The following is a 22616-nucleotide window of genomic DNA, read 5'->3' as shown; positions in this document are numbered from 1 at the left end:
ACTGTAAGCCGGCAAACGGTTGCGCCCCAGCGCCTGGTATTGCCGTAGTAGACTAGGTGTTCAACTTGGACACACAGGGAACCCCGTGCAGATGAACGAACAGGGACTGAATCCGGTAATCGATGCGGGCCTCGCGCAGGACCTGTTTCCGATCCGTGAGGTTTCCCGCCTGACTGGCGTCAATGCCGTGACCTTGCGCGCCTGGGAGCGCCGCCACGGTCTGATCCAGCCTACCCGCACCGACAGCGGCCACCGCCTGTATTCCCAGGCCGACATCGATGACATCCGCCGCATCCTTGGCTGGCTGGAGCGCGGCGTTGCGGTAAGCAAGGTTGCCAGCATCCTCGCGCGCGACCATGCCCGTGCCGGGCAGGCAGGTGTCGCGACTGGCGCATGGGGGCGCTGGCAGCAGCAAATTCGCCAGGCGTTACAACGTTTTGACCTTGTCGGCCTGGACCGCCTGTTCGACGAGGTATTTGCCGCCTGCACCCTGGACCAGGTATTCAGTGAAGTGTTCATGCCTGTGTGGCATGACCTGGCGGCCGGTCAGGGCGGCTACGGGCAGGCCAGCGAGTGGCTGTTCCTCGATCAGTTCCTGCGTGGCCGGGTGTATACCCGCTTGCAACTCGCCCGCGCGCCGCGCAGCCGCATGGTGCTGCTGGCGCCATTGCCGGGGCAGTGCCACGAGTTGGATTTGCTGGTGACCAGCCTGACCTTGGGCTGCGATGAAGTTGGCGTGACGCCACTGGCGAGCGCGCAGCCGCTGGCAGAACTGGCACTGGTCTGCGAACGCCTGAAACCGGATGCCCTGGTGCTGTTTTCCCATCAGCCGCCCACGACGGAGCTCACACGGCGGCTGACGCGCCTGGTGGCTGGGCTGGAGTGCCCGTTGTTACTGGCGGGTGAAGCGGCGGAACTGGCACAGGACAGCCTGGCTGGCAGCCCGATCGCTTGCCTGGGTGCGCAGGGTAGCGTGATGCGCCAGCGTTTGCGGCAGTTTCTGGCCGGTCAGTTCGATACCTGAGTGTGTAGCTCGGGGTGGGCCCGGCGATGGGCCTGGAGGATGTAGTCGCGCAGGCGTTCGATCTCTTCGGCCGGGCTTTGGCTGAGGTCGTAGGCTGCCAGGTCCGGGCCGATGCGCCGGCCCAGCACGCCATGCAGTTCGATGGGGGGGATGCCATCAGGGGCGAAGCGCAATTCGAAGTGGGCTGGTGCCGCTGGCAGGCCACGGACTTCCAGCAATGTACCCTTGAACGAGATCTCGCGAACCCACAGGCCAGTTTCCTGCCCATGGGCATCGAGCAGTGCGCTCGGCTTCTCCATCGACAGGCGCCAGGGGCGCAGCATGGGGCCGTCCTCGTAGATTTCCGGTGAGCCCAGTTGCAGGTGCAGGGCGTGGAACTCGTCTTCCACCAGTTGCAGCGGGAAGCTGATTTGCTGGTTGTTGAACTGGGCCTGCAGGGTTACCTGCTCGTTGGCCACCAAGCGGGTGAGCAAGCTCTGGATGCGGCGGTCGCCATTGACCAGCAGGCTCGACATGGGGTCGGCCAGGTTCAACTGCGGCGAATGCTGCATGTTCTGTATGAAATCCAGCTCGTCCTGGGTCAGGAGCGCTTCTGCTTGCATGATCGAACTCGATGGCGATTTCTTCAACGGGATTGACCGTGCGTGGCGTACTTGGTTCAGGTGCGTTCGTCGGGTTTCGGACGAACGCGCAGTTGCGCCAGTTCCCGCTCCAGTTCGACCTGGCGAGTGACGTCTTTCTGGATACCGATGAAGTAGGTGCGCTGTTCGGCGTCGTGCCTTACCGGGGTGATCGACAGTTCGTTCCAGAAAGCGCTGCCATCCTTGCGGTAGTTGCGCAGCACTTCGCGGCACGGTCGGCCTTCGGCCAGGGCCTTGCGGATGCGGGCGCGGCCAAGCTGGTCGCGGTCGTCGGCCTGCAGGAAGCGGCAATCCTGGTAGAGGATTTCGTCACGGCTGTAGCCGGTCAGGCGTTCGAAGGCCGCGTTCACGTAGATGAGGATGGTGTCGTCGCCTTCCTGTTCGGCGACCACGATGCCGTCATTGGACGCATCGACCATGGATTGCAGTAGTTGCGCGTTGATCATGTTCGGGCCATTGAATAAACAAGGGTGCGAAGCAGGGCTTAGGATGGTGACTTTGGTAGAGGCGGCCTTTTGCCAGCGCCGGATGCTAGTATCCTACGTTTTCACTCAGTTTCGGAATCCACTACCCGATGAAAGTCGCCATTATTTCCGGATCGGTCTACGGCACCGCCGAAGAAGTCGCCCGTCACGCTGAATCGCTGCTCAAGGCTGCGGGCCTGGAGGCCTGGCATGCGGCGCGCGCCACCTTGCAGGACCTTGAAGGTTTCGCCCCCGACGCCTTGCTGGCCGTGACCTCGACCACTGGCATGGGCGAACTGCCGGACAACCTCATGCCGTTGTATTGCAGCATTCGCGATACCCTGCCTGCGGCCTGGCGTGGTCTGCCGGGTGCGGTGATTGCCTTGGGCGACAGCAGTTATGGCGATACCTATTGCGGTGGTGGCGAGCAGATGCGCGAACTTTTTGCCGAACTGGGCGTGCGCGAAGTGCAACCGATGTTGCGCCTGGATGCCAGCGAGACGGTGACTCCGGAGGCGGATGCAGAGCCTTGGTTGGCTGAGCTTGTTCAAGCACTGAAGGCCTGACTCGAGGCTTCACGCGAGCCCTTGTAGGAGCGGCCTTGTGTCGCGAAAGGGCTGCAAAGCAGCCCCTGGATTCGGCAGCGCAGCAGATATTGCTGGGGCTGCTTTGCAGCCCTTTCGCGACACAAGGCCGCTCCTACAGGGATCGCGTCAGCCGTGATGTTTGCGTAGTAAAGACAACCACGCCTGCGCCGCCCGTGACAGATACGCCCCGCGCCGCCAGATGAACGCGATATCCCAACGCAAATCCGCCGGTGAGCGAAGGGGCAGGCGCACCACACCGGGGCGCCCCAGCGCTTTCGCCACCACACGGGGCAGCAACACCACACCCTGGCCCGCCGCTGCCAGCGCCGTGAGGAAATCCGCCTGGCCACTGCGACCGCCTTCCTTGGGGGTAAAACCCTGCTGCTGGCACGCCTTCAGCAGCCGGTCATTGAGCACGAAGCTGCGTTGGTAAAGCAGGAACGGGGTATCGGCCAGCTGCCACAGATCTACCGCTTCCTGGCCTGCCAGCTCGTGCCCGGCAGGCAACAGTGCATCCATTGGCTCGTTGCAGAACGGCTGGTAGTCGAACGCCTCGTCACTGGGCGTCAGGCTGCCTCCCAGTTCCAGTTCGCCACTTCTGACCGCCTGTTCGATGCTGCGACTGCCACCTTCTAGCAAGTGGATTGCAATGTTCGGGTGACGCCGCCGATATTCGGCGAACAACCCGGCGAACAGCGCGTCGCTGCCCAGCATCGGCAGGCCCAGCCGCAGTTCGCCGCGGCTCATCTGGCTGAGGTCGTCCAGTTCGCCGAGCAATGCCTGACGTTGACGCAGCAAGGCTTCGCCGCGCTCCAGGACGATGCGCCCGGCAGCGGTCAGGTGCAACTGCGAGGCCTGGCGCTCCAGCAGCGGCTGGCCCACATCTTGCTCCAACTGAGCCACCTGCTTGCTCACCGCCGACTGGCTGATGTGCAGGGTCTGCGCGGCCTGGGTAAAACCGCCGCGGTGGACCACTTCGATAAAGCTGCGCAGCTGTTTGAATTCCATGATCACAATTCCATTCTGGAATGTTGTTCAGTCTAACAATTCGCTTCTGGCCTAGGCAGCCAAAACTTAAAATGAGGGCCTGTAGAGGACCCCCCCATGAAACCTGCGTTGTTGAAAAAAGCCCTGCGCCTGCTCGTCGAGCTGGCGATCCTCTGTGCTCTGTTCCTGCTCGGTGGCCAGCTTGCCACTTGGTTGGGCTGGCCGATTCCTGGCGGAGTGATGGGCTTGGCATTGCTGCTGTTGCTGTTTGCCTCAGGTGTGCTCAAGCCAGCCATGCTGCAACTGGGCGCAGGCTGGCTGATGGCTGAGATGCTGCTGTTCTTCATTCCGGCGCTGATGAGCCTGCTCGATTATGGCGCTCTGATCCGTGACGAGGGCTGGCGCATCCTGCTGGTGATTGCCGTGAGCACCCTGACGGTAATGGTGGTGACCGCGTTGACTGTGGAACTGGTGTGCCGCTGGAGGTTGCGCCATGAGCCTTGAACCCATGCCGCTGTTCTGGCTGGCCCTGACCTTGCTGGCGTACCTGGGCAGCCGCTGGCTGTACCGGCGCAGCGGGCGCTACCTGCTGTCGCCGCTGATCCTGGTGCCGGTACTGTTGCTGGCGGTGGCCGTGCCGCTGCACACCGCTTATGCCGAGTACGCCCGCAACACCCACTGGCTGATGAGTGTGCTTGGCCCGGTGACCGTGGCATTTGCGGTGCCGATCTGGCAGCAACGGGCCATGCTGGCGCGCCACTGGCCGGCACTGATGATGGGTATGGTCGCCGGTAGTAGCGCTTCGATCGCCAGTTCCTGGGGGTTGGCTCATATGTTGGCGCTGGACAGCGCGACCAGCCTGTCGCTGGTGCCGCGTTCTATCACCACGCCCTTTGCCATGCCACTGGCCCATGACCTGGGTGGCGTACCGGAGCTCACGGCGGTGTTCGTGATGTTCACCGGCGTACTGGGCGCCATGCTCGGCGGCGTGCTACTGCGCTGGTTGCCGTTGCGCACGCCGCTGGCGCGGGGCGCGCTGTTCGGTGTGGGCGCCCATGGTGCCGGTGTCAGCCGGGCACAGGAGGTAGGCCGGGAGGAGGGTTCGGTGGCCGGCCTGGTCATGGTCCTGACCGGGCTGTTGAACCTGTTCGCGGCACCGCTGCTGGCTGTGCTGCTCTGACCGTTCGTGCCACTGACTCGCCAAGTCATCAAGCTGGCTGGCAACGCAAGTTCCAGCCCATGGGCTGCTGGCTAGACTCAGCCTCGACATAGAGAGCACATGTAAGTGCCGAGGTGACATGCAATGACCGCAGCCTTGCTCTATTCCGCCAACACCACTTCACCGGGACCGTTCTGATGCCCATGGCCGAAATTCCATTGTGCGTCTGGCGTACCCGGGGACAGAGTTTCAGCTTCCGGGGCCAGAGCATCCGTTACTGGACCGCAGGGCAAGGAGAGCCCCTGCTTCTGTTGCACGGTTTCCCCACCGCCAGCTGGGATTGGCACTACCTTTGGGGGCCTTTGGCCCAGCGCTTCCGGGTTATCGCCTGTGACATGCTCGGCTTTGGCGATTCGGCCAAACCGGTCGATCACGTGTATAGCCTGATGGAGCAGGCCGACCTGCAGCAGGCTTTGCTCGCCGAGCTGAAGGTCGACCAGCCGGTGCATCTGTTGGCCCATGACTACGGCGGCAGTGTGGCCCAGGAAATGCTGGCGCGGCATCATGAACAGCGCGCCAGCATTGCCAGCTGCGTGTTCCTCAACAGCGGGCTGTTCCCCGAAAGCTGCCGCATGCTGCTGGTACAGAAGCTGTTGCTCAGCCGCCTGGGCTGGCTGGTAGGGCGCTCGTTCGGTCGCGACGACCTGGTGCGCAACGTGACCCAGGTCTACGGCCCTTGCACCCACCCTAGTGAAAGTGCGCTGGATGACTTCTGGAGCCTGATAGCCGCCAACCGTGGCACGCGCATCCTGCACAAGCTGGTGGGTTATATGCCAGAGCGCAGGTTGCACCGGGACCGCTGGGTTGGCGCGATGCAGCACGAAGGCGTGCCGCTGCGTTTCATCAATGGCGTGGACGACCCGCTTTCCGGCGCACACATGGTGGAGCGGTACCGGCAACTGGTGCCGGAGCCGGACACCGTGCAGTTGCAGGGCATCGGCCATTACCCGCATACCGAAGCGCCGGTGCAGGTGCTACGCCATTACCTGGCCTTTCGTGAACAACCGCTGAGCTGTTTCCAGCAGAAAGTGGCGTGGTCCTGACAGGGCCTCATCGCCGGCAAGGCGGCTCCCACAGGTACAGCGCATGCCTGGAGGCCGGCGCGGTTGGTGTGGGAGCTGGCTTGCCGGCGATGGGCCGCAAAGCGGCCCCATAACCATCGTGCTGCGTTATTGCCAGGCATTCAGCCTGCGTGAGCTTGATTGTCCGCCCGCCGCTGGCGGCGGACACTCGGCCTACCTGAACCTGCCTGGAGCCATGAGCATGAGCGAGCCTGTCTGTCTGCAAGATCGCGTGGTGATAGTCACCGGAGCCGGGGGCGGCCTGGGCCGTGCCCATGCGCTGCTGTTCGCTGCCCGTGGTGCGCGGGTGGTGGTCAACGACCTCGGCGGGTCCACCCACGGTGAAGGTGCCAGCGCCTCCGCCGCCGACCGGGTAGTAGAGGAGATCCGCGCTGCCGGGGGCAGTGCCATTGCCAACCATGATTCGGTCAGCCACGGCGCGCGTATTGTCGAGCAGGCCCTGGACAGCTTCGGCCGGGTCGATGTGCTGGTGAACAATGCCGGCATCCTGCGTGACAAAACCTTCCACAAGATGGAAGACAGCGACTGGGAGCAGGTGTATCAGGTGCATGTCGAGGGGGCTTACAAGGTCACCCGCGCCGCCTGGCCGCACCTGCGCGAGCAGAACTGGGGGCGGGTGATCTTCACCGCTTCCACGTCCGGCATCTACGGCAACTTCGGCCAGGCCAATTACGGCATGGCCAAACTGGGCCTGTATGGGCTGACACGTACCCTGGCGATCGAAGGGCGCAAGCACGGCATCCTGGTCAACGCCATCGCCCCCACGGGTGGCACCCGCATGACCGAAGGGTTGATCCCGCCCCAGGTGTTCGAGCGGCTCAAGCCTGAGCTGGTCAGCCCGCTGGTGGTGTATTTGGGCAGCGAGCAGTGCCAGGGCAGTGGTGAGCTGTTCGAAGTGGGTGGCGGTTGGGTGGGCAAGGTGCGTTGGGAGCGCAGCCTGGGGGTAGGCTTCGATCCGCGTGAAGGCTTTACTCCGGAGCAGGTGGCGGAGAACTGGGCACGGATTGGCGACTTCGACGGGGCAGTGCACCCACAGGACAGCTTGCAGGCGTTGCAGCAGATGATGGCCAACTTGCAGAAGTATCCGCTGGGCTGAGCTTTGTACTACCTGTGCTGGCCTCTTCGCGGGCTTGCCCGCTCCCACAGGGATATCACTGCCCTCAGGCTTGGTGATATCCCTGTGGGAGCGGGCAAGCCCGCGAAGAGGCCAGCACAGGCGACGGAAATTTTCAGGGCAGATAAAAAAGGCCGCTGCAAGCCGCAGCGGCCAATCGAGACGTCAGATCAAGGAGCTTCAAAATCTACGTCGGTGAACCTCGCAGGCCTGAAAGGCGGGGGGGGAGAGCCCTTCATGCCGGCCAGTGAGTTAAGAATAAGCGCCTGATCCTGCAGGAAAAATAGCCGCTTATGACATTCACCTTTACGTATCGGGCAATAGTGCCGAAGGCGCTCAGTCGGCGGGCGAATAGCCCATGCGCCAGCTGGTTTCCCGTGCTGCTGCCAGCAACCGTTGCGCCGCCGGACCATGCTCGTCGGCATGGAAGATCGAGGTCGGCCCGACCACCGTCATCACCGCGGCGATCTGCCCCATGGCATTGAACACCGGGGCCGACAGCGCATCCACGCCCGGCATCAACAGCCCGTGCACATGGTGCAGGCCACGTTCACGAATGCCCGCCAGTACTGCCTGGTAGTCGGCGGCGCTGTGCTGCAGGGCGGCCAGTTCCCGGTCACGCAACTCCACGGTCTCGCGCTCGGGAAGATAGGCGGCGAACACCAGCCCGGTGGACGAAGTGAGCAGCGGCAGAACCGAGCCGATCTGCGTTACCACCGTGACCGCGCGTACTGCCGGCTCGATGCTGACCACTGTCGCGCCCTGGTTGCCCCATACGGCAACGAAGCAGCTCTCGTTCAGTTCATCGCGCAGCTGTGACAATGGCAGCGCGGCAATCTTCAGCACATCGATGCTGCCCAGCGCCGCCAGCCCTACCCGAAGAGCCTCGCGCCCCAGGGCGTAATGGTTGGTGGCCGCATCCTGTTCGGCAAAACCGCTGGCGATCAACGCCTGCAGGTAACGGTGCACCTTGCTCGCTGGCATCTGCACATGTTCCGCCAGACGCGACAGGGAGGTGGACGGGGAGAGCTCGGCAAGAGCCTTCAGGATGTCGGTGCCGACCTCCGCCGAGCGGACTTTCTGCTTGCCGTTGTCGGCGGGGGAGCTGGCTTTTGCCATGGACATCTTCTTCCGGATTCTTCGAGTCGCGCCTTTATAGCTTGACGCATTGCCCGTAGCAAATTACGTTATTCGTAATCTGATTACGATAAAAACAATGCAGACGCGCTGCCACCCCGCCCCGGGCCAGCAGCCAGCTGCCAGCAACGGCTCGGCCAGAGCCCGGAGGCATCGATGAATCGCGATACGTCACCCGACCTTCACTACCTCAGCGGCTTCGGCAACGAGTTTGCCAGCGAAGCGCTGCCAGGGGCCTTGCCGGTCGGGCAGAACTCGCCGCAGAAGGCGCCCTATGGGCTGTACGCCGAGCTGCTCTCGGGGACGGCGTTCACCATGACCCGCAGCGAACTGCGCCGCACGTGGCTGTACCGTATTCGCCCATCTGCCTTGCATCCCCGTTTCGAGCGCCTGGCGCGCCAGCCGCTGACCGGCCCGCTGGGGGCCATCACCCCCAACCGCCTGCGCTGGAACCCCCAGCCGATCCCCGTCGAACCGACCGATTTCATCGAGGGCTGGCTGCCCATGGTGGCCAACGCCGCTGCGGAAAAACCGGCCGGCGTGAGCATCTACATCTACCGCGCCAACCGGTCGATGGAGCGGGTGTTCTTCAACGCCGACGGTGAACTACTGCTGGTGCCGCAACAGGGCCGCCTGCGCATTGCCACCGAACTGGGGGTGATGGAAGTCGAGCCGCTGGAAATCGCGGTCATCCCGCGTGGCATGAAGTTTCGGGTGGAACTGCTCGACGGCGAGGCCCGCGGCTATATCGCCGAAAACCACGGCGCGCCGCTGCGCATCCCGGACCTGGGCCCGATCGGCAGCAACGGGCTGGCCAACCCGCGCGACTTCCTCACCCCTGTGGCGCGCTACGAAGAGGTCGATGGCCCGGTGCAGCTGGTGCAGAAGTTCCTGGGCGAACATTGGGCCTGCGAACTGCAGCACTCGCCACTGGACGTGGTCGCCTGGCATGGCAGCAACGTGCCGTACAAGTACGACCTGCGTCGCTTCAACACCATCGGTACGGTCAGCTTCGACCACCCGGACCCGTCGATCTTCACTGTGCTGACCTCGCCGACCAGCGTGCATGGCATGGCCAACATGGACTTCGTGATCTTCCCGCCACGCTGGATGGTGGCCGAGAACACCTTCCGTCCACCATGGTTCCACCGCAACCTGATGAACGAGTTCATGGGCCTGATCAATGGTGCCTACGACGCCAAGGCCGAGGGCTTCCTGCCGGGTGGCGCCTCGCTGCACGGGGTTATGAGCGCCCATGGCCCCGACGCCGAAACCTGCGAAAAGGCTATTGCTGCCGACCTGGCACCGCACAAGATCGACAACACCATGGCCTTCATGTTCGAGACCAGCCAGGTGCTGCGCCCGAGCCTGCAAGCCCTTGAATGCCCGCAGTTGCAGGCCGACTACGATAGTTGCTGGGCCACCTTGCCGAGCACCTTCAACCCGAACCGGAGATAACCCATGAATCAGACCGCCATTGCCCGTAGCTGGGTCGAGCACGCCAACGGGCACAGCGACTTCCCGCTGCAGAACCTGCCGTTGGGCATCTTCAGCCGGCCGGGTGAAGCCAAGCGCTGTGGCGTGGCCATCGGCGACGCGATCCTCGACCTGGAGGCGGTGCTGGCCGCAGGCCTGTTCGACGGTGCCGCCAAGGCCGCGGTCGAGGCCACCCGTGGTGGGGTCTTGAACGCATTCTTCGCCCTCGGCCGCGGTGCCCGCGTCGCCCTGCGCGAGCGCCTGCTGGTGCTGCTGGGCGAACACAGTGAACATAAGGCGGCACTGCAGGCCGCCCTGTACCCGGCCAGCGCCTGCCAGCTGCATGTACCGGCGCAGATCGGTGACTACACCGACTTCTACGTGGGCATCGAGCACGCCAAGAACGTGGGCAAGCTGTTCCGCCCCGACAACCCGCTGCTGCCCAACTACAAGTACGTGCCGATCGGTTATCACGGCCGTGCCTCGACCATCCGCCCGTCCGGCACCGATGTGCGCCGGCCCAAGGGCCAGACGCTGCCGGCCGGGCACACCGAGCCAAGCTTCGGCCCCTGCGCGCGCCTGGACTACGAGCTGGAGCTGGGTATCTGGATCGGCCAGGGCAACGACATTGGTCAGGCGATCCCGGTAGGCGATGCCGCCGAGCACGTGGCTGGCCTGTGCCTGCTCAACGACTGGTCGGCGCGCGATATCCAGGCCTGGGAATACCAGCCGCTGGGGCCGTTCCTGTCCAAGAGCTTCATCACCACCATCTCGCCTTGGGTAGTTACCGCCGAAGCGCTTGAGCCGTTCCGTTGTGCCCAGCCCTCACGCCCGGAAGGCGACCCGCAGCCACTTTCGTACCTGCTGGACAAGCGCGACCAGGCCGCTGGTGCATTCGATATCGAGCTTGAGGTACTGCTGCTGACCGAGCGCATGCGCGAGCAGGATCTTGCCCCGCACCGCCTGACCCTGAGCAACACCCGCAGCATGTACTGGACCGTGGCGCAGCTGGTCGCGCACCACAGCGTCAACGGCTGCCAGTTGCAACCGGGCGACCTGTTCGGTTCGGGCACGCTGTCGGGCGCCACTCCAGGTTCGTTCGGCAGCCTGCTGGAGATAACCGAAGGGGGCAAGCACCCGGTGGAACTGGCCAGTGGCGAGGTGCGCAAGTTCCTCGAAGACGGCGACGAGATCATCCTGCGTGCCCGCTGCGTGCGTGATGGCGTGGCCAGCATCGGTTTCGGTGAATGCCGCGGCACGGTCATCGCGGCCAACTGAGGAGGCACGGGCATGGAGCTGTACACCTATTACCGTTCCACCTCGTCCTACCGGGTGCGCATTGCCCTGGCGCTGAAGGGGCTGGCCTACCAGTCCGTGCCGGTCAACCTGTTGCAGGGTGAGCAGCGCGGTTCGGGCTATGTCGCGGTCAACCCGCAGGGCCGCGTGCCGGCCTTGCGCACCGATGGCGGTGAGCTGCTGGTGCAGTCGCCGGCGATCATCGAGTACCTGGAGGAGGTTTATCCACAGCCCGCGCTGCTGCCTTCTGCGGCCGAGGCGCGCGCCAAGGTACGGGGCGTGGCGGCGATCATCGGCTGCGACATCCACCCGCTGCACAACGTCAGCGTGCTCAACCGACTGCGCCAGGCCGGCCAGGACGAAAGCCAGGTCAACCAGTGGATTGGTCACTGGATCAGCCAAGGGTTGGCGGCAGTTGAGCAACTGATAGGCGATCATGGCTTCTGCTTCGGCGATGAGCCGGGCCTGGCGGATGTCTATCTGATCCCGCAGTTGTACGCGGCCGAACGCTTCAACATCGACCTCGACAGCTTCCCGCGCATCCTTCGGGTTGCCGCCCTTGCGGCCGAACACGCGGCGTTCGCCCAGGCCCACCCCGCCCGGCAGCCGGACAGCCCGGCTCAGTGAATGGAACGGTTCGCCGCCGGAAGCTTGCCGATACGTTCGGAAAGCTTCAGGCGCTGGACCGGGTCCTCTGTCAGCAATAACGCATGCTCCAGATCAAAGCGCTCGGCCTGCGGGCAATCCAGATGCTGGTATAGCGAAGCGCGAGTCACATAGTCGCTGACCTGCACCGGGCCCAGTTGCATGACCCGCTCGGCATCGATCAGTGCCGCCAGGTGGTTGTCGTTGCTTATATGCAACTGGCGCAGGTTGCGTGACAGGCGTTGCAGCATCTGCAGCGGGCTGGCACTGCGCATGTGTTCGGCAGTCAGCGCTACATGCGGGCCGAATTGGCGAGCCAGCAGCTCACGGCAGTCGTTGGGGTAGAGACGCCGGCCGCCACAGGGGTCAAGCAGGTGATCGGCACCCGGCACGCGCAGCAGGAAATGGCCAGGGAAGCCTACGCCCTCAAGGGGTATGGACAGACGCCTGGCCAGTTCCAGGGCGAGGATGGCAAGTGTCAGTGGTTGGCCACGGCGGCGTTGCAGCACCTTGTCCATCATCGCGGCATGCGGGCGCAGCGGGTGATATTCATCCTGCTGGAAGCCCAGGGCATTGAGTTGGCGCAGCAGTGGCTGTGCCAGTTCGCACAGCGGCAGCATCGGCAGATTGGTGCTTATCTCACGCTGCAGGTCATGCAGCTTGGCAAGGCTGGCCGCGGGCTCGACGCTTCGGTCGTGCTCGGCGGCAATCCATAATGCGGCTTCCAGCAGGGCGACGGGCTCGCGTTCCAGGCAGGCCAGGCAGGCTTGACGTGGCTTCATGGGGCTTCTCCACACACGTTTGAGTATTAGCCGTGGCGCGCGGTTTCGTCCAGTGGTCCGGCGGCGCTACCAGCCCAAGGGCCGTGCCTATACTGGAAAGAGCACCTCGTAGGGGAGCCTGTCGATGTTCGCGCTGATGCAAAGCACCCGTACCCAGTCGCTGCACTTGTTCACCGATCCGCCTACCGGCCTGAAGGCTGTGGTGGTGATCCACAGCGAGCAGTTGGGCCCCGCCATGGGCGGTTGCCGCTACCTGCCTTATGCCGATGATGAAAGCGCCATGACAGACGCCATTCGCCTTGCCCAGGGTATGAGCTACAAGGCGGCGCTGGCTGGCCTGCCATTGGGGGGCGGCAAGGCGGTGATCATGCGCAACCCGCATGTGGAAAACCGTGCCGCGCTGTTCGAGGCCTTTGGCCGCTTCATCGACACCTTGCAAGGGCGCTTCATCATCGCCGTGGACAGCGGCACCTCGACCCTGGACATGGACTGCATTGCCCAGAGCACACCGCATGTGACCAGCACCACGGCCTCGGGTGACCCGTCACCGCATGCGGCGATGGGGGTTTTTGCTGGCATTCGTGCCACCACTTCGTTCCGCCTTGGCAGTGATGACCTGCAAGGGCTGCGGGTTGCGGTGCAAGGGCTGGGCAATGTCGGTTATGCGCTGGCGGAGCAGCTGCATGCGGCAGGGGCGGACCTGCTGGTGAGCGATCTGGACCCTGGACGAGTGCGGCTGGCGGTGGAGCAGTTCAATGCCCATCCGGTGACCAACGATGCGTTGATCAGCACCCCTTGCGACATCTTTGCCCCTTGCGGTGTGGGGCCGGTGTTGAACGGGCAGAGCGTGATGCAGTTGCGTTGTGCGGCCGTGGCGGGGGCGGCGAACAACCAGCTGACCACCTTGCAGGTAGCCGACCAGCTGGAGTCGCGCGGGATACTGTATGCGCCCGATTACGTGATCAATGCCGGTGGGTTGATCTACGTGGCACTTACCCATCGTGGCGAAGACCTGGGCACCATCACCGCGCACCTGGCGCGGATACCTTCACGGCTGACCGAAGTGTTTGGCCATGCACAGGCAGAGAAGCGCTCGCCGGCGCGGGTGGCGCAGATGTTGGCAGAGCGGTTGCTCTACGGCTGATGTAATTTGTGTTCTTGCACTGGCCCTATCGCCGGCAAGCCAGCGCCCACCCCTGTCGCGCCGACTTGTAGGAGCAGCCTTGCGCTGCGAAGAGGCCATTACTGCCGAAGAATATCTGTTGCTCAACTACCCTCTTCGCAGCACAAGGCTGCTCCTACAGGGTAATGAGGTGACCTGAGCAATGGAGCAAGCCATGTACCCCCGTGGAGCTTGCTGGCGATGAGGCCAGTGCAGGCAATTACTCGGCCGCTGGCGCTTCGAGCAACTCGGCCAGCGCATCCGGCTGGCTCTTGAACGCCCGGGCGAACACATCGCGGTTTTTGGCCATGTAGATACCGGCTTCCTCGACCTGTTTCTCGCTCAGCGAGGGCACTGCCTTGTGCAGTACTTCGGCCAGGCGCTCGGCCAGTTCGAGCATCTTGTCGTGACGGTCTGCTTCGGCCTTATCCATGAACAAGCGCTCCGGGTCGCGGCTGCTGCGGTACACCACTTCGACGGCCATTCATCACCTCTATGCCTTTTGCTGGTTGCGTTTCGATTTGCTGTATCTATATACAGTAATGGCAATGTTGATTGCTTCGCAAGCAGAAATTGTAGCGTGGTGCAGAGCGCTTACTGCTTCATGCCCAACTCAGCATCATCCATCAGCGCCTGGCCATCCGGGCACTTTCGCGGGTTTACCCGCGAAGAGGCCAGCCCAGACAACGCAACACTCAAACCTCAGTGCAAACTCCGAGGCTCAGCGGGCATCTGCACCTGAACCAGTGCCGACTCAAGCAAAGCCCGCAACGTCTCCAGCTCATGCATTGAGGTCATCATCAAATCAAAGCCGGTCGCTGTTTGGCAGCGACGATCCGAGACTAGTGCTCATCCCCGAACACCACAATGGCAGGGAGTATCTTTGGGAAATGCCCTACAAGGAAGGGGTTAAATCTGATTTTTCCCCAGCGCATGGTCGTGTTTCTGGCAACTTGCCACGCCTCAAGGTGCCTTGCGGCAATCGGTCGCCTTCCAAGGCAGGGGCCTGGCCCTTTAACTGCATGGCACAAGCGTCACACCGGTGACGCATCATCCTTCAAGACGTATCGGGGAATGGAACATCGTGAACATCAAATGGGCAGAAAAGCTGCGAAAGGGGCTGCACGGCTCGGCCGACTCGCTGGGAAACCTGTGCGTCGAGGCATTCCATTACCTGGCGCTGTTCGGCATTGGCGCGATCACCGCCTATGCGGCGGTGATGACGTTCCTCGACATGCTCGGCAAGGGCGGGGTCAGTGTCGATGACATCCTGCTGCTGTTCATCTACCTGGAGCTGGGGGCGATGGTCGGTATCTACTTCAAGACCAACCACATGCCGATCCGCTTCCTGCTGTACGTGGCCATCACCGCGCTGACCCGCCTGCTGATCGGCGACGTCTCGCACCACAAGGCGCCGGACGTAGGGCTGTTGTACCTGTGCGGTGGCATCCTGTTGCTGGCGTTCGCGATCCTGGTGGTGCGCTACGCCTCGTACCGCTACCCCTCGACCAAGGTACTGGATGCCAGCGGCAAGGAAGTGGAGGAGGGCAAGTAGCCCTCAGTTGGCGATGAAATGGCGCGGCTCGTGGCGGGCGTCACGGGTCAGCGCGGCCAGCACCTGAAGGGGGTTCTGGTTGTGCTCGATGGCCAGGCCCAGGCGGATGCTGTCGATCACCCGCTGCAGGCGCACCGGGTCATTGCGCTGGGCCTGGGTGATGAGGCGCTTGGCGACCACGCCAGCGTCGTCGGACAGGGTCAGCATGATGCTGCCGTCGAGGTTTGCAATGCTCAGGTTGACCCGGTATTCGGGGGCGAATGCAGCACTGATTCGTTCGAATGGGTTGTTCATGGTCATGCTTCTGCGCTGAATGAATGCAGAAGTTGACCGGGGAAATTACCTGTTGGTTCAGCGCCATCGATCGATACAAACGAAAACGCCCGGCATCAGGCCGGGCGTCTTGTGTTGCCGATCAGGCGTCTGGGTCACTCAGTTCCAGGGCGCCGCGCTTGCTGCGCAGTTTGCCGTAGAAGTGTTCCAGCGCGTGGTTGAGCTTGGTGGCGGCACCATCGACCGCCTGGTCCAGCGAAGTGGCGGTGTGGGTCACGGAAATCGGTTGATGGCCTTTGGGGCGAGCCTCCATCTGGCAGCGTTTGTCATGCGGTCCGGGCTTGGCGCCGTTCTCGTCGCGCAGGTGGACCTCGATGCGGGTGAGGTCGTCTTCGTAACGTTCCAGCGAGTTCTGCAGTGTGCTGCGGACCCACTGGTCGAGCCGGGCGTTGCCTTCGAAATGGTTGCTGCTGTTGACCTGGATTTGCATGATTCAATCCTTATTCAGCTTGCTCGCATGGAGACGCGCCTAGGCCTCTGAGACCCTTGGTATTTCTGCGTCTCTTGACTCTAAGGTCAGGCAACGGCGAAACGAATTCAAGCCCTTTTTGAAAATAAATTTCTTGTTGCATTCAAGGCAGCAGGCGACTCATCGCGTGGCCTTTGCTTATGAGAATTGAAATCATTATTATTGCAGCCCCGAAAACGCCCGGACCATCGCACATGACGCGCAAAACCGCCGGTCTCTCGCTCAGCTATCGCCTGGCCGTGACGTCACGCAGCCTTGCCGCGCTGCTGGGTGGCTACCTGCTGGCGTCCGTGGCCAGCGTCTGCATTTCCCTGGTAGCGCCGCTGCCACGGGTCGATGCCACGCTCACCGGCCTGCTGCTGTCATTCGTTTTCTACCTGCTGGCGTTCATCTGGTGCTTTGCCTGCCGCAGCGCTTTGCGCGCCTGGCTGGGCGTACTGGCGCCAAGCGTGCTGCTGGGGGTGATCAGCGGGTTGGCATACTGGATGAAAACCCCATGAAAGAAGGCTTCCGCCAGGCCATGGCCTGGCTGCACACCTGGACCGGCCTGATCTTCGGCTGGCTGTTGTTCGCCATCTTCCTCACCGGCACGCTGTCGTATTTCAAGGAAGAAATCACCCACTGGTCGCAGCCAGAAGTGCGCAGCCATGCATTGGACCCGACCCATAGCCTGGAGGTGGCCCAGCGGTACCTGCAGGACAACGCCGGGCATTCGGGCACCTGGCTGATCCGCATGCCCAACGCACGCGAGGCCGCCTTGAACGTGGGTTATCGCGACCCAAATGGCGGGCCACGCGGTTTCGTCACCAAGACCCTTGATACCCAGACCGGGCAGCCGGTGGCGGCACGCGACAGTCGCGGTGGCGAGTTCTTCTACCGTTTCCACTTCCAGTTGCAGATGCCACACCCTTTCGGCCGATGGCTATCGACGTTGTGCGCCTTCATCATGCTGTTGGGGCTGGTCACCGGCATCATCACCCATAAGAAAATCTTCAAGGAGTTCTTCACTTTCCGTCCAGGCAAGGGCCAGCGCTCCTGGCTGGACGGGCACAACGCCATTGGCGTGCTGGTGCTGCCCTTCCACCTGATGATCAGCTACAGCAGCCTGGTGTTGTTCATGTACATGGTGATGCCGGCGGGCATCATGGCCAGCTACGGCAACGACACCGGCAAGTACTTCAACGAACTGTTCGGCCGTAACAATGCGCCCAAGGCGGCCCATGTGGCCGCGCCGCTGGTACCGTTGCCGAGCCTCTATGCCAAGGTGCAGGACCTGCAACCGGGCGCGCGTATCGGCCGTATCCAGGTGGAAAATGCCGGCGACAGCAATGCCCGCGTTACCTTCACGCAATCGGCTGCCGACCACGTGGCTTACCGGCGTAGCGCCAACTGGACCTTCGATGGCGTCAGCGGTGCTCTGCTGGGCCAGGGCAAACCGGAGAGTGGGGCAATGATGACCGCCTTCAGCTTTGCTGGCCTGCACATGGGCAATTTCGCCGGGCCCTGGCTGCGCTGGCTGTACTTCTTCTTTGGCGTGGCCGGTACTGCGGTGATTGGCACCGGCCTGGTGATGTGGCTGGGCAAGCGCCAGCTCAAGCATGCCAGAAGCGAACGCCTGCCGGGCGAACTGCGCCTGGTCGAGGTGCTCAATATCGCCAGCATGAGCGGCCTGTTGCTGGCCGTGGCGGGCTTCTTCTGGGCCAACCGCCTGATCCCGATGGGCGTCGAAGGCCGGGCCGACTGGGAGGTCAACGCCTTCTTCACCGTCTGGGGCCTGTCGCTGGTGCATGCCGTGTTGCGCAGTGGGCGACGGGCATGGGGCGAGCAACTGGCACTGGGCGCGCTGGCCTTCGCCTTGCTGCCGCTGCTTAACGGCCTGACCACCGGCCAGGGCCTGAACCATTCGCTACCTGCGGGTGACTGGGCCATGGCTGGTTTCGACCTGACAGCGCTGGGCACCGGCCTGTTCCTGGCCTGGTTGGCCGGCAAGATGTTACACAGCCCGAAGGCTGTGGCCATGCGGGCCCCTCGTGCGGCAAGGAAGCCAAGCACTGAGACGGCGGAGGCGAGCTGATGCTGGGTAATGCACTGATCGCTTACGCCGGCTTCGTTGCCCTGTGCCTGGCCATGGAGAAGCACTTCGTCGACCTGCTCGGGCGCAAGCCGCGCCCCGGGCAGTTGCGCCTGTTGCGCAGCGCCGGTTGGCTGTTGCTGGTGCTGTCGCTGGTGCTCAGCGTGCACCTGCGGGGCTGGGCCCATGGCTTGGTGGAGTGGACCGCAGTGATGATGGCCGGGGTGACCCTGTGGGTGTTCGGCCTGCCATACCAGCCCCGCCTGTTGCTGGGCCTGGCCGCCGCCAGCGTGGTGCTGGGGCCGTTGCTGGCCGTGTTCGCCGAGTGACCAGGTGAGCGAGCCGGGCGACATGATCGAGGCGGATGCCGAAAGCGGCGGTGGGCGTGCGCGCTTCGTCCAGGTGTTCCAGGCCCAGCGGGCACGCATGGAGGCCCTGGTGAGCCGCCGGGTAGGCTGCCGGGCCACGGCATCGGACCTGGTCCAGGAGCTGTTCCTGCGCTTCTGGCGTCGCCCTGAGGTCAAGGTCGAGGCGCTGGATACCTACCTGCTGCGTTGCGCCGGGAACCTCGCCATCGACCACCTGCGCAGCGAAGGCAGCCGCGAGCGCGCAGCCGAAGCTGTGTTGCCGCTGGATGAAGCGGCCATGGCCCAGGCCCCGGAACAGGCCGTGGAGGTCGATCACGACTTGCAGCGCATCGACGCTGCCTTGCGCGCCTTGCCCGAGCGCACCCGGCAGATCTTCCTGCTCAACCGTATCCACGGCTGCAAGTACGGCGAGATCGCCAAGGCCATGCAACTGTCCCAGAGTGCTGTGGAAAAGCATATGATGCGCGCCCTCGAAGCGTGCAAGGCGAGTGTTGCCGAGCCCGCGTCCACCCCACGCCGGCCAGGGAGTGCCCGTCGATGAGCCGATTACCGCCGATCACCGAGGCGCAGTCCCGGGCTGCACTGCAATGGCTCAGCCGCATCAACGAGCAGCCTGCGCAAGCCGAGGGCGCGGCGTTCAAGCGCTGGCTGCTGGCCGAACCTGGGCACCGTGAGGCCTACGCCCAGGCCCAGGCGCTGTGGCAGAACAGCGCCGCCCCGGCGGCGCGCCTGGCCGCTGAAGAACAGGAAAGCCTGCAACGTTACCTGGATGCGATGGCCACGCCACCGGCCAGGCACCCCTGGCGGCAGCGGGTCGCGGCGCTGGCGGTGGCTGCGTGCCTGGTACTGGCCGTGGGCGTTGCCGGTGGTTGGCACCCGGCCCTGTGGCTGCAGGACCTGCAGGCCGACTACAGCAGTGCTGGTCAAGTTCGCCAGGTGACCTTGGCCGACCAGTCGCAGGTGACGCTGGATGCGGGGAGCGCGATTGCAGTCGATTTTGTGCAGGGCGAGCGCCGCGTGCGGTTGTTGCATGGCGCGGCGTACTTCCAGGTCACGCATACCGGCACGCCGTTCGTAGTGGAAGCTGCCGGTGGCGAGGTGCGCGTGCTTGGCACCCAGTTCGAAGTGCGCGAGCAGGACGAGGGAGCCCAGGTCACTGTGAGCAGCGGGCGGGTGGCGGTGAGTCCGGCGCCGGGCGCAGCAGCGCGTGAACTGACGGCCAACCAGCAGGTGGCCTATGCTGCCGGCCAAGTCGGCGACACCCTGGCGGTGGATAGTGACAACCGCCTGGCCTGGCGCCAGGGCTGGCTGAATTACTACCAGGTGCCGCTGGCTCAGGTGGTCGAAGACCTGGGGCGCTATTACCCGGGGCGCATCCTGTTGCTCGAGGATGAGTTGGGGCAGCGCAAGGTCAGTGGCAGTTTCCCCGTGGCCGAGCCGTTGCTGGCGCTGGATTCGCTGGGCAAGGTGATGGGCTTTTCGCGGCAGACTTTGCTGGGGCGGTTGACTGTCATCCGTTAGTCGCCTGTGCCGGCCTCTTCGCGGGCACGCCCGCTCCCACAGGTACTGCACTGGATTCGAAACTTGTGCAGTCCCTGTGGGAGCGGGCGTGCCCGCGAAGGGGCCGGCACAGGGAAAAAATTTTTTCAGGCAACGGGTGAGGTAACAGGACGTGGCATCCGTGTAATGAGTGGAAGTGCGATTCATTCGCAGTCACATCCCTCTCACAGGTCAGCGTCCATGAAGTTCACCCCGCGTTGCGTCCCTCTCTGGTTCGGCCTTTCCGCGTTCCCGGCATTCGCTGCCGCTCCCCTGGCCTGCGCCGTCGAGCAACAGCAGGTGTACCCCTTCGCCCAGCCGGCGCAACCCCTTGCCCAGGCACTCAGCGCCTTCAGCCGCACCACCGGCCAGAGCGTGGTCTACACCCTGGAACTGCCAGGTGTGCAGGCGCCGGCATTGAACGGTAGGTTCAGCGCCGAACAGGCCCTGCAACAGCTGCTGGGCACTACCGGGCTGGCCTGGCGCCGCGTCGATGCACGCACGCTCACCCTCGAAGCAGTGGACACCTCCGGCGCCCTCAACCTGCAGGCCATCACCGTGACCTCGCAACTGGACGACTACAGCTACCAGCCCCCGGCTACCGCCTCGATCATGCGCGGGCAGGGCCCGAGCCAGGACATTCCCCAGGCCATCAATGTGGTACCGGCCCAGGTCATCCGTGACCAGGCCCCACGCAACCTTGATGACGCTCTGGCCAATGTCAGCGGCATCACCCAGGGCAACAATTTCGGTGGCACCTCCGATACCGTGATGAAGCGCGGCTTCGGCGACAACCGCGACGGCTCGATCATGCGCGATGGCATGCCCATCGTGCAGGGCCGCAGCCTCAACGCCAGCACCGAGCGGGTCGAAGTGCTCAAGGGCCCGGCCTCGCTGCTGTACGGCATCCAGGACCCGGGCGGGGTCATCAACGTGGTCAGCAAGCGCCCGCAACTCGAGCAGTACAACGCCCTGACCGTGCGCGGGTCGACCTACGGCAGCGGCAAGAACGGCAGCGGTGGCGGGTTCGACAGCACCGGCGCGCTGGGCGACAGCAACTTCGCCTATCGCCTGATCGTCGACCACGAAGATGAGGACTACTGGCGCAACTACGGCGTGCACCGCGAATCGCTGGTAGCGCCGTCGCTGGCCTGGCTGGGCGAAGACACCCAGGTGGTACTGGCCTACGAGCATCGCGAGTTTCTCTACCCCTTCGACCGTGGCACGGCGTTCGGCAACAACGGCCACCCGCTGGACATCCCTGCCACGCGGCGCCTGGACGAGCCCTTCAACGACATGGAAGGGCGCTCCGACCTGTACCGTCTGGAAGTCGACCACCAGTTTGCCGATGACTGGAAGCTGCACTTCGGCTACAGCTTCAACCGCGAAACCTATGATGCCAGCCAGGTGCGGGTGACCGGCGTGAATGAAAAAAGCGGCACGCTGTCGCGCAGCATTGACGGCACCCACAACGCCATGAGCCGTGACCAGTTCGCCACCCTGAGCCTGGCCGGTAATGTGCAACTGGCCGGGATGCAGAACGACCTGCTGTTCGGCATCGATCACGAGGACCGCAAGATTTTCCGCGGTGACATGATCCGGCAGACCGCCCAATCCACCTTCAGCTATATGAACCCGGTCTACGGGCAGGAAGTGGAGGGCACCACCGTCAAAGCCAGTGACAGCGACCACACCGACAAGCTGCGCACCGACGCGTTGTTCGTGCAGGACGCGCTGCACCTGGATGATCACTGGATCCTGGTGGCTGGTGCGCGCTTCCAGCAGTTCGACCAGTACGCTGGCCGTGGCCGCCCTTTCAAGGCCAACACCGACATCAATGGCCAGGCGTGGGTGCCGCATGCAGGTATCGTCTACAAGGTCGATGATCAACTGTCGTTTTATGGCAGCTATAGCGAGTCGTTCAAGCCCAACTCGACTATCGCGCCGCTGGTCGGCAATGTGGTGCTCGACTCGTCGGTGGCGCCGGAGGAGGGCAAATCGTGGGAACTGGGCGCCAAGCTCGACATGCCGGGCCGCCTGACAGGCACTCTGGCGTTGTTCGATATCACCAAGCGCAACGTGCTGGTTTCCAACTTTGATACCAGTACTCGTGAAACGGTGTACAGCAATGCCGGGGAGGTCGGTTCACGGGGCGTTGAGCTGGACCTGACTGGCCAGCTGAGCGAGCGATGGAGCCTGATTGGCAGCTATGCCTACACCGATGCCAAGGTGACCAAGGACCCGGCCCTGCAGGGCAACCGCCTGCAGAACGTGGCCCGGCACAGTGGTTCGCTGTCGGCGGTGTATGACTACGGCAGCCTGTTCGGTGGCGACCGCTTGCGTCTCGGTGCCGGTGCAAGGTATGTCGGCGAGCGCGCGGGTAACTCGACCAACACCTTCGACCTGCCGTCCTATACCGTGGCCGATGCCTTTGCCAGCTACGAGACCAGGCTCGACGAGCACAAGGTGCTGCTGCAGCTGAACGTGAAGAACCTGTTCGACAAGGTTTACTACAGCTCGGCGGTGAACCAGTACTTTGTGGCCATTGGCGATGCGCGGCAGGTGAGCTTGTCCAGTACCTTCGAGTTCTAGGCCAGCCTGAACCGGCCTCTTCGCGGCTAAAGCCGCTCCCACAGGTACTGCACTGCCCTTGAGGGTGGCGCGG

General features: G+C 63.7%; 25 protein-coding genes. 17 read left to right on the top strand and 8 right to left on the bottom strand.

Features of this window, described 5'->3' with window-relative positions; all coding sequences use genetic code 11:
• Nucleotides 1–91 precede the first annotated feature (91 nt).
• Nucleotides 92–1024, top strand: coding sequence for a MerR family transcriptional regulator (locus GEV38_RS23145; protein ID WP_015271783.1), 933 nt, complete (start codon nt 92–94; stop codon nt 1022–1024).
• Here the strand turns inward: GEV38_RS23145 and GEV38_RS23140 are convergent.
• Together GEV38_RS23140 and GEV38_RS23135 are read right to left on the bottom strand one after the other, a co-directional pair.
• A complete protein-coding gene (locus GEV38_RS23140) occupies nt 1009–1626 on the bottom strand; it encodes a hypothetical protein (protein WP_015271782.1) in 618 nt (205 codons plus the stop codon). The genes GEV38_RS23145 and GEV38_RS23140 overlap by 16 nt on opposite strands.
• A gap of 56 nt (nt 1627–1682) precedes the next feature.
• Nucleotides 1683–2111 carry a PAS domain S-box protein gene (locus tag GEV38_RS23135; RefSeq protein ID WP_054572763.1) on the bottom strand — a complete coding sequence of 143 codons (429 nt, stop codon included), beginning with the start codon at nt 2109–2111 and terminating at the stop codon, nt 1683–1685.
• Between the two features lie 128 nt (nt 2112–2239).
• Here GEV38_RS23135 and GEV38_RS23130 point away from each other — a divergent pair, with 128 nt between their 5' ends.
• Nucleotides 2240–2695 (top strand): flavodoxin, encoded by a 456-nt coding sequence (locus GEV38_RS23130; protein WP_015271780.1) that lies wholly within the window; start codon nt 2240–2242, stop codon nt 2693–2695.
• Nucleotides 2696–2842: 147 nt separating this feature from the next.
• Here GEV38_RS23130 and GEV38_RS23125 read toward each other — a convergent pair whose 3' ends face one another.
• Nucleotides 2843–3724, bottom strand: a complete 882-nt coding sequence (locus GEV38_RS23125) for a LysR family transcriptional regulator (RefSeq protein ID WP_015271779.1) — start codon at nt 3722–3724, stop codon at nt 2843–2845.
• Between the two features lie 96 nt (nt 3725–3820).
• Here GEV38_RS23125 and GEV38_RS23120 point away from each other — a divergent pair, with 96 nt between their 5' ends.
• The 4 genes from GEV38_RS23120 (at nt 3821) to GEV38_RS23105 (ending at nt 7100) form a co-directional block, all read left to right on the top strand.
• Nucleotides 3821–4207: a CidA/LrgA family protein gene (locus tag GEV38_RS23120; RefSeq protein WP_015271778.1), complete on the top strand. Its 387-nt coding sequence runs from the start codon at nt 3821–3823 to the stop codon at nt 4205–4207.
• Nucleotides 4197–4883: an LrgB family protein gene (locus GEV38_RS23115; RefSeq protein WP_015271777.1), complete on the top strand. Its 687-nt coding sequence runs from the start codon at nt 4197–4199 to the stop codon at nt 4881–4883. The genes GEV38_RS23120 and GEV38_RS23115 overlap by 11 nt, the downstream gene beginning before the upstream one ends.
• A 176-nt stretch (nt 4884–5059) precedes the next feature.
• Nucleotides 5060–5965 (top strand): alpha/beta fold hydrolase, encoded by a 906-nt coding sequence (locus GEV38_RS23110; protein WP_039613040.1) that lies wholly within the window; start codon nt 5060–5062, stop codon nt 5963–5965.
• 220 nt (nt 5966–6185) lie between these two features.
• A complete protein-coding gene (locus GEV38_RS23105) occupies nt 6186–7100 on the top strand; it encodes an SDR family oxidoreductase (protein WP_015271775.1) in 915 nt (304 codons plus the stop codon).
• Nucleotides 7101–7454: 354 nt separating this feature from the next.
• Here GEV38_RS23105 and GEV38_RS23100 read toward each other — a convergent pair whose 3' ends face one another.
• Nucleotides 7455–8237, bottom strand: a complete 783-nt coding sequence (locus tag GEV38_RS23100) for an IclR family transcriptional regulator (RefSeq protein ID WP_054572766.1) — start codon at nt 8235–8237, stop codon at nt 7455–7457.
• A gap of 174 nt (nt 8238–8411) precedes the next feature.
• Here GEV38_RS23100 and hmgA point away from each other — a divergent pair, with 174 nt between their 5' ends.
• The 3 genes from hmgA to maiA are packed head-to-tail and all read left to right on the top strand — an operon-like array spanning nt 8412 to nt 11654.
• Complete coding sequence (gene hmgA, locus GEV38_RS23095) at nt 8412–9713, top strand: homogentisate 1,2-dioxygenase (protein ID WP_054572767.1); 1302 nt, start codon at nt 8412–8414, stop codon at nt 9711–9713.
• A gap of 3 nt (nt 9714–9716) precedes the next feature.
• On the top strand, nt 9717–11009 hold the full coding sequence (gene fahA, locus GEV38_RS23090) for a fumarylacetoacetase (RefSeq protein WP_015271772.1): 1293 nt from the start codon (nt 9717–9719) through the stop codon (nt 11007–11009).
• Nucleotides 11010–11021: 12 nt separating this feature from the next.
• Nucleotides 11022–11654, top strand: coding sequence for a maleylacetoacetate isomerase (maiA, locus tag GEV38_RS23085; RefSeq protein WP_054572768.1), 633 nt, complete (start codon nt 11022–11024; stop codon nt 11652–11654).
• Here maiA and GEV38_RS23080 read toward each other — a convergent pair.
• On the bottom strand, nt 11648–12454 hold the full coding sequence (locus GEV38_RS23080) for a SirB1 family protein (RefSeq protein WP_013974185.1): 807 nt from the start codon (nt 12452–12454) through the stop codon (nt 11648–11650). The two genes, maiA and GEV38_RS23080, sit on opposite strands and share 7 nt — an antisense overlap.
• A 124-nt stretch (nt 12455–12578) precedes the next feature.
• On the opposite strand from GEV38_RS23080, the gene GEV38_RS23075 reads away from it, so the two are divergent.
• On the top strand, nt 12579–13598 hold the full coding sequence (locus GEV38_RS23075) for a Glu/Leu/Phe/Val dehydrogenase dimerization domain-containing protein (protein WP_015271770.1): 1020 nt from the start codon (nt 12579–12581) through the stop codon (nt 13596–13598).
• 238 nt (nt 13599–13836) lie between these two features.
• Here the strand turns inward: GEV38_RS23075 and GEV38_RS23070 are convergent, their stop codons facing one another.
• Nucleotides 13837–14100, bottom strand: a complete 264-nt coding sequence (locus GEV38_RS23070) for a YebG family protein (RefSeq protein ID WP_003260692.1) — start codon at nt 14098–14100, stop codon at nt 13837–13839.
• 600 nt (nt 14101–14700) lie between these two features.
• Here GEV38_RS23070 and GEV38_RS23065 point away from each other — a divergent pair.
• Nucleotides 14701–15171 (top strand): phosphate-starvation-inducible protein PsiE, encoded by a 471-nt coding sequence (locus GEV38_RS23065; protein ID WP_013974183.1) that lies wholly within the window; start codon nt 14701–14703, stop codon nt 15169–15171.
• A 3-nt stretch (nt 15172–15174) separates the two neighbouring features.
• On the opposite strand, the gene GEV38_RS23060 is transcribed toward GEV38_RS23065, so the two are convergent.
• Both GEV38_RS23060 and GEV38_RS23055 read right to left on the bottom strand, forming a co-directional pair.
• Nucleotides 15175–15465: a DUF3509 domain-containing protein gene (locus GEV38_RS23060; RefSeq protein WP_024087728.1), complete on the bottom strand. Its 291-nt coding sequence runs from the start codon at nt 15463–15465 to the stop codon at nt 15175–15177.
• A gap of 121 nt (nt 15466–15586) precedes the next feature.
• Nucleotides 15587–15934, bottom strand: coding sequence for an HPF/RaiA family ribosome-associated protein (locus GEV38_RS23055; protein ID WP_003260689.1), 348 nt, complete (start codon nt 15932–15934; stop codon nt 15587–15589).
• Nucleotides 15935–16167: 233 nt separating this feature from the next.
• Between GEV38_RS23055 and GEV38_RS23050 the strand changes: the two genes are divergently transcribed.
• The 6 genes from GEV38_RS23050 (at nt 16168) to GEV38_RS23025 (ending at nt 22543) form a co-directional block, all read left to right on the top strand.
• A complete protein-coding gene (locus GEV38_RS23050) occupies nt 16168–16473 on the top strand; it encodes a DUF3649 domain-containing protein (protein WP_013974181.1) in 306 nt (101 codons plus the stop codon).
• The gene (locus tag GEV38_RS23045) at nt 16470–18047 is read left to right on the top strand and encodes a PepSY domain-containing protein (RefSeq protein ID WP_015271768.1); all 1578 of its coding nucleotides are present in this window, start codon (nt 16470–16472) and stop codon (nt 18045–18047) included. Before GEV38_RS23050 ends, GEV38_RS23045 begins: the two co-directional genes overlap by 4 nt.
• Entirely contained in the window at nt 18047–18373 is a 327-nt protein-coding gene (locus GEV38_RS23040; RefSeq protein WP_015271767.1) for a DUF3325 domain-containing protein, read from the top strand. Before GEV38_RS23045 ends, GEV38_RS23040 begins: the two co-directional genes overlap by 1 nt.
• Nucleotides 18374–18395: 22 nt before the next feature.
• Nucleotides 18396–18953 carry an RNA polymerase sigma factor gene (locus GEV38_RS23035; protein WP_015271766.1) on the top strand — a complete coding sequence of 186 codons (558 nt, stop codon included), beginning with the start codon at nt 18396–18398 and terminating at the stop codon, nt 18951–18953.
• Complete coding sequence (locus GEV38_RS23030) at nt 18950–19933, top strand: FecR domain-containing protein (protein ID WP_054572769.1); 984 nt, start codon at nt 18950–18952, stop codon at nt 19931–19933. The genes GEV38_RS23035 and GEV38_RS23030 overlap by 4 nt, the downstream gene beginning before the upstream one ends.
• Before the next feature lie 219 nt (nt 19934–20152).
• A complete protein-coding gene (locus GEV38_RS23025) occupies nt 20153–22543 on the top strand; it encodes a TonB-dependent receptor (protein WP_173896025.1) in 2391 nt (796 codons plus the stop codon).
• Nucleotides 22544–22616: the final 73 nt, after the last annotated feature.

It is taken from the genome of Pseudomonas sp. 13159349 (genome assembly GCF_013305685.1).
Taxonomy (GTDB): Bacteria; Pseudomonadota; Gammaproteobacteria; order Pseudomonadales; family Pseudomonadaceae; genus Aquipseudomonas; species Aquipseudomonas asiatica.
This window is presented reverse-complemented; position numbering and strand designations above follow the sequence as displayed.

Coding starts and splice junctions, on each gene's coding strand:
- GEV38_RS23055 (WP_003260689.1), bottom strand. CDS start 15,934: ATGCAAATCCAGGTCAACAGCAGCAACCATTTCGAAGGCAACGCCCGG.
- GEV38_RS23035 (WP_015271766.1), top strand. CDS start 18,396: ATGATCGAGGCGGATGCCGAAAGCGGCGGTGGGCGTGCGCGCTTCGTC.
- GEV38_RS23140 (WP_015271782.1), bottom strand. CDS start 1,626: ATGCAAGCAGAAGCGCTCCTGACCCAGGACGAGCTGGATTTCATACAG.
- GEV38_RS23120 (WP_015271778.1), top strand. CDS start 3,821: ATGAAACCTGCGTTGTTGAAAAAAGCCCTGCGCCTGCTCGTCGAGCTG.
- GEV38_RS23075 (WP_015271770.1), top strand. CDS start 12,579: ATGTTCGCGCTGATGCAAAGCACCCGTACCCAGTCGCTGCACTTGTTC.
- hmgA (WP_054572767.1), top strand. CDS start 8,412: ATGAATCGCGATACGTCACCCGACCTTCACTACCTCAGCGGCTTCGGC.
- GEV38_RS23100 (WP_054572766.1), bottom strand. CDS start 8,237: ATGGCAAAAGCCAGCTCCCCCGCCGACAACGGCAAGCAGAAAGTCCGC.
- GEV38_RS23105 (WP_015271775.1), top strand. CDS start 6,186: ATGAGCGAGCCTGTCTGTCTGCAAGATCGCGTGGTGATAGTCACCGGA.
- GEV38_RS23045 (WP_015271768.1), top strand. CDS start 16,470: ATGAAAGAAGGCTTCCGCCAGGCCATGGCCTGGCTGCACACCTGGACC.
- GEV38_RS23110 (WP_039613040.1), top strand. CDS start 5,060: ATGCCCATGGCCGAAATTCCATTGTGCGTCTGGCGTACCCGGGGACAG.
- GEV38_RS23115 (WP_015271777.1), top strand. CDS start 4,197: ATGAGCCTTGAACCCATGCCGCTGTTCTGGCTGGCCCTGACCTTGCTG.
- GEV38_RS23060 (WP_024087728.1), bottom strand. CDS start 15,465: ATGAACAACCCATTCGAACGAATCAGTGCTGCATTCGCCCCCGAATAC.
- GEV38_RS23040 (WP_015271767.1), top strand. CDS start 18,047: ATGCTGGGTAATGCACTGATCGCTTACGCCGGCTTCGTTGCCCTGTGC.
- maiA (WP_054572768.1), top strand. CDS start 11,022: ATGGAGCTGTACACCTATTACCGTTCCACCTCGTCCTACCGGGTGCGC.
- GEV38_RS23145 (WP_015271783.1), top strand. CDS start 92: ATGAACGAACAGGGACTGAATCCGGTAATCGATGCGGGCCTCGCGCAG.
- GEV38_RS23030 (WP_054572769.1), top strand. CDS start 18,950: ATGAGCCGATTACCGCCGATCACCGAGGCGCAGTCCCGGGCTGCACTG.
- fahA (WP_015271772.1), top strand. CDS start 9,717: ATGAATCAGACCGCCATTGCCCGTAGCTGGGTCGAGCACGCCAACGGG.
- GEV38_RS23050 (WP_013974181.1), top strand. CDS start 16,168: ATGACGCGCAAAACCGCCGGTCTCTCGCTCAGCTATCGCCTGGCCGTG.
- GEV38_RS23135 (WP_054572763.1), bottom strand. CDS start 2,111: ATGATCAACGCGCAACTACTGCAATCCATGGTCGATGCGTCCAATGAC.
- GEV38_RS23070 (WP_003260692.1), bottom strand. CDS start 14,100: ATGGCCGTCGAAGTGGTGTACCGCAGCAGCCGCGACCCGGAGCGCTTG.
- GEV38_RS23130 (WP_015271780.1), top strand. CDS start 2,240: ATGAAAGTCGCCATTATTTCCGGATCGGTCTACGGCACCGCCGAAGAA.
- GEV38_RS23080 (WP_013974185.1), bottom strand. CDS start 12,454: ATGAAGCCACGTCAAGCCTGCCTGGCCTGCCTGGAACGCGAGCCCGTC.
- GEV38_RS23125 (WP_015271779.1), bottom strand. CDS start 3,724: ATGGAATTCAAACAGCTGCGCAGCTTTATCGAAGTGGTCCACCGCGGC.
- GEV38_RS23025 (WP_173896025.1), top strand. CDS start 20,153: ATGAAGTTCACCCCGCGTTGCGTCCCTCTCTGGTTCGGCCTTTCCGCG.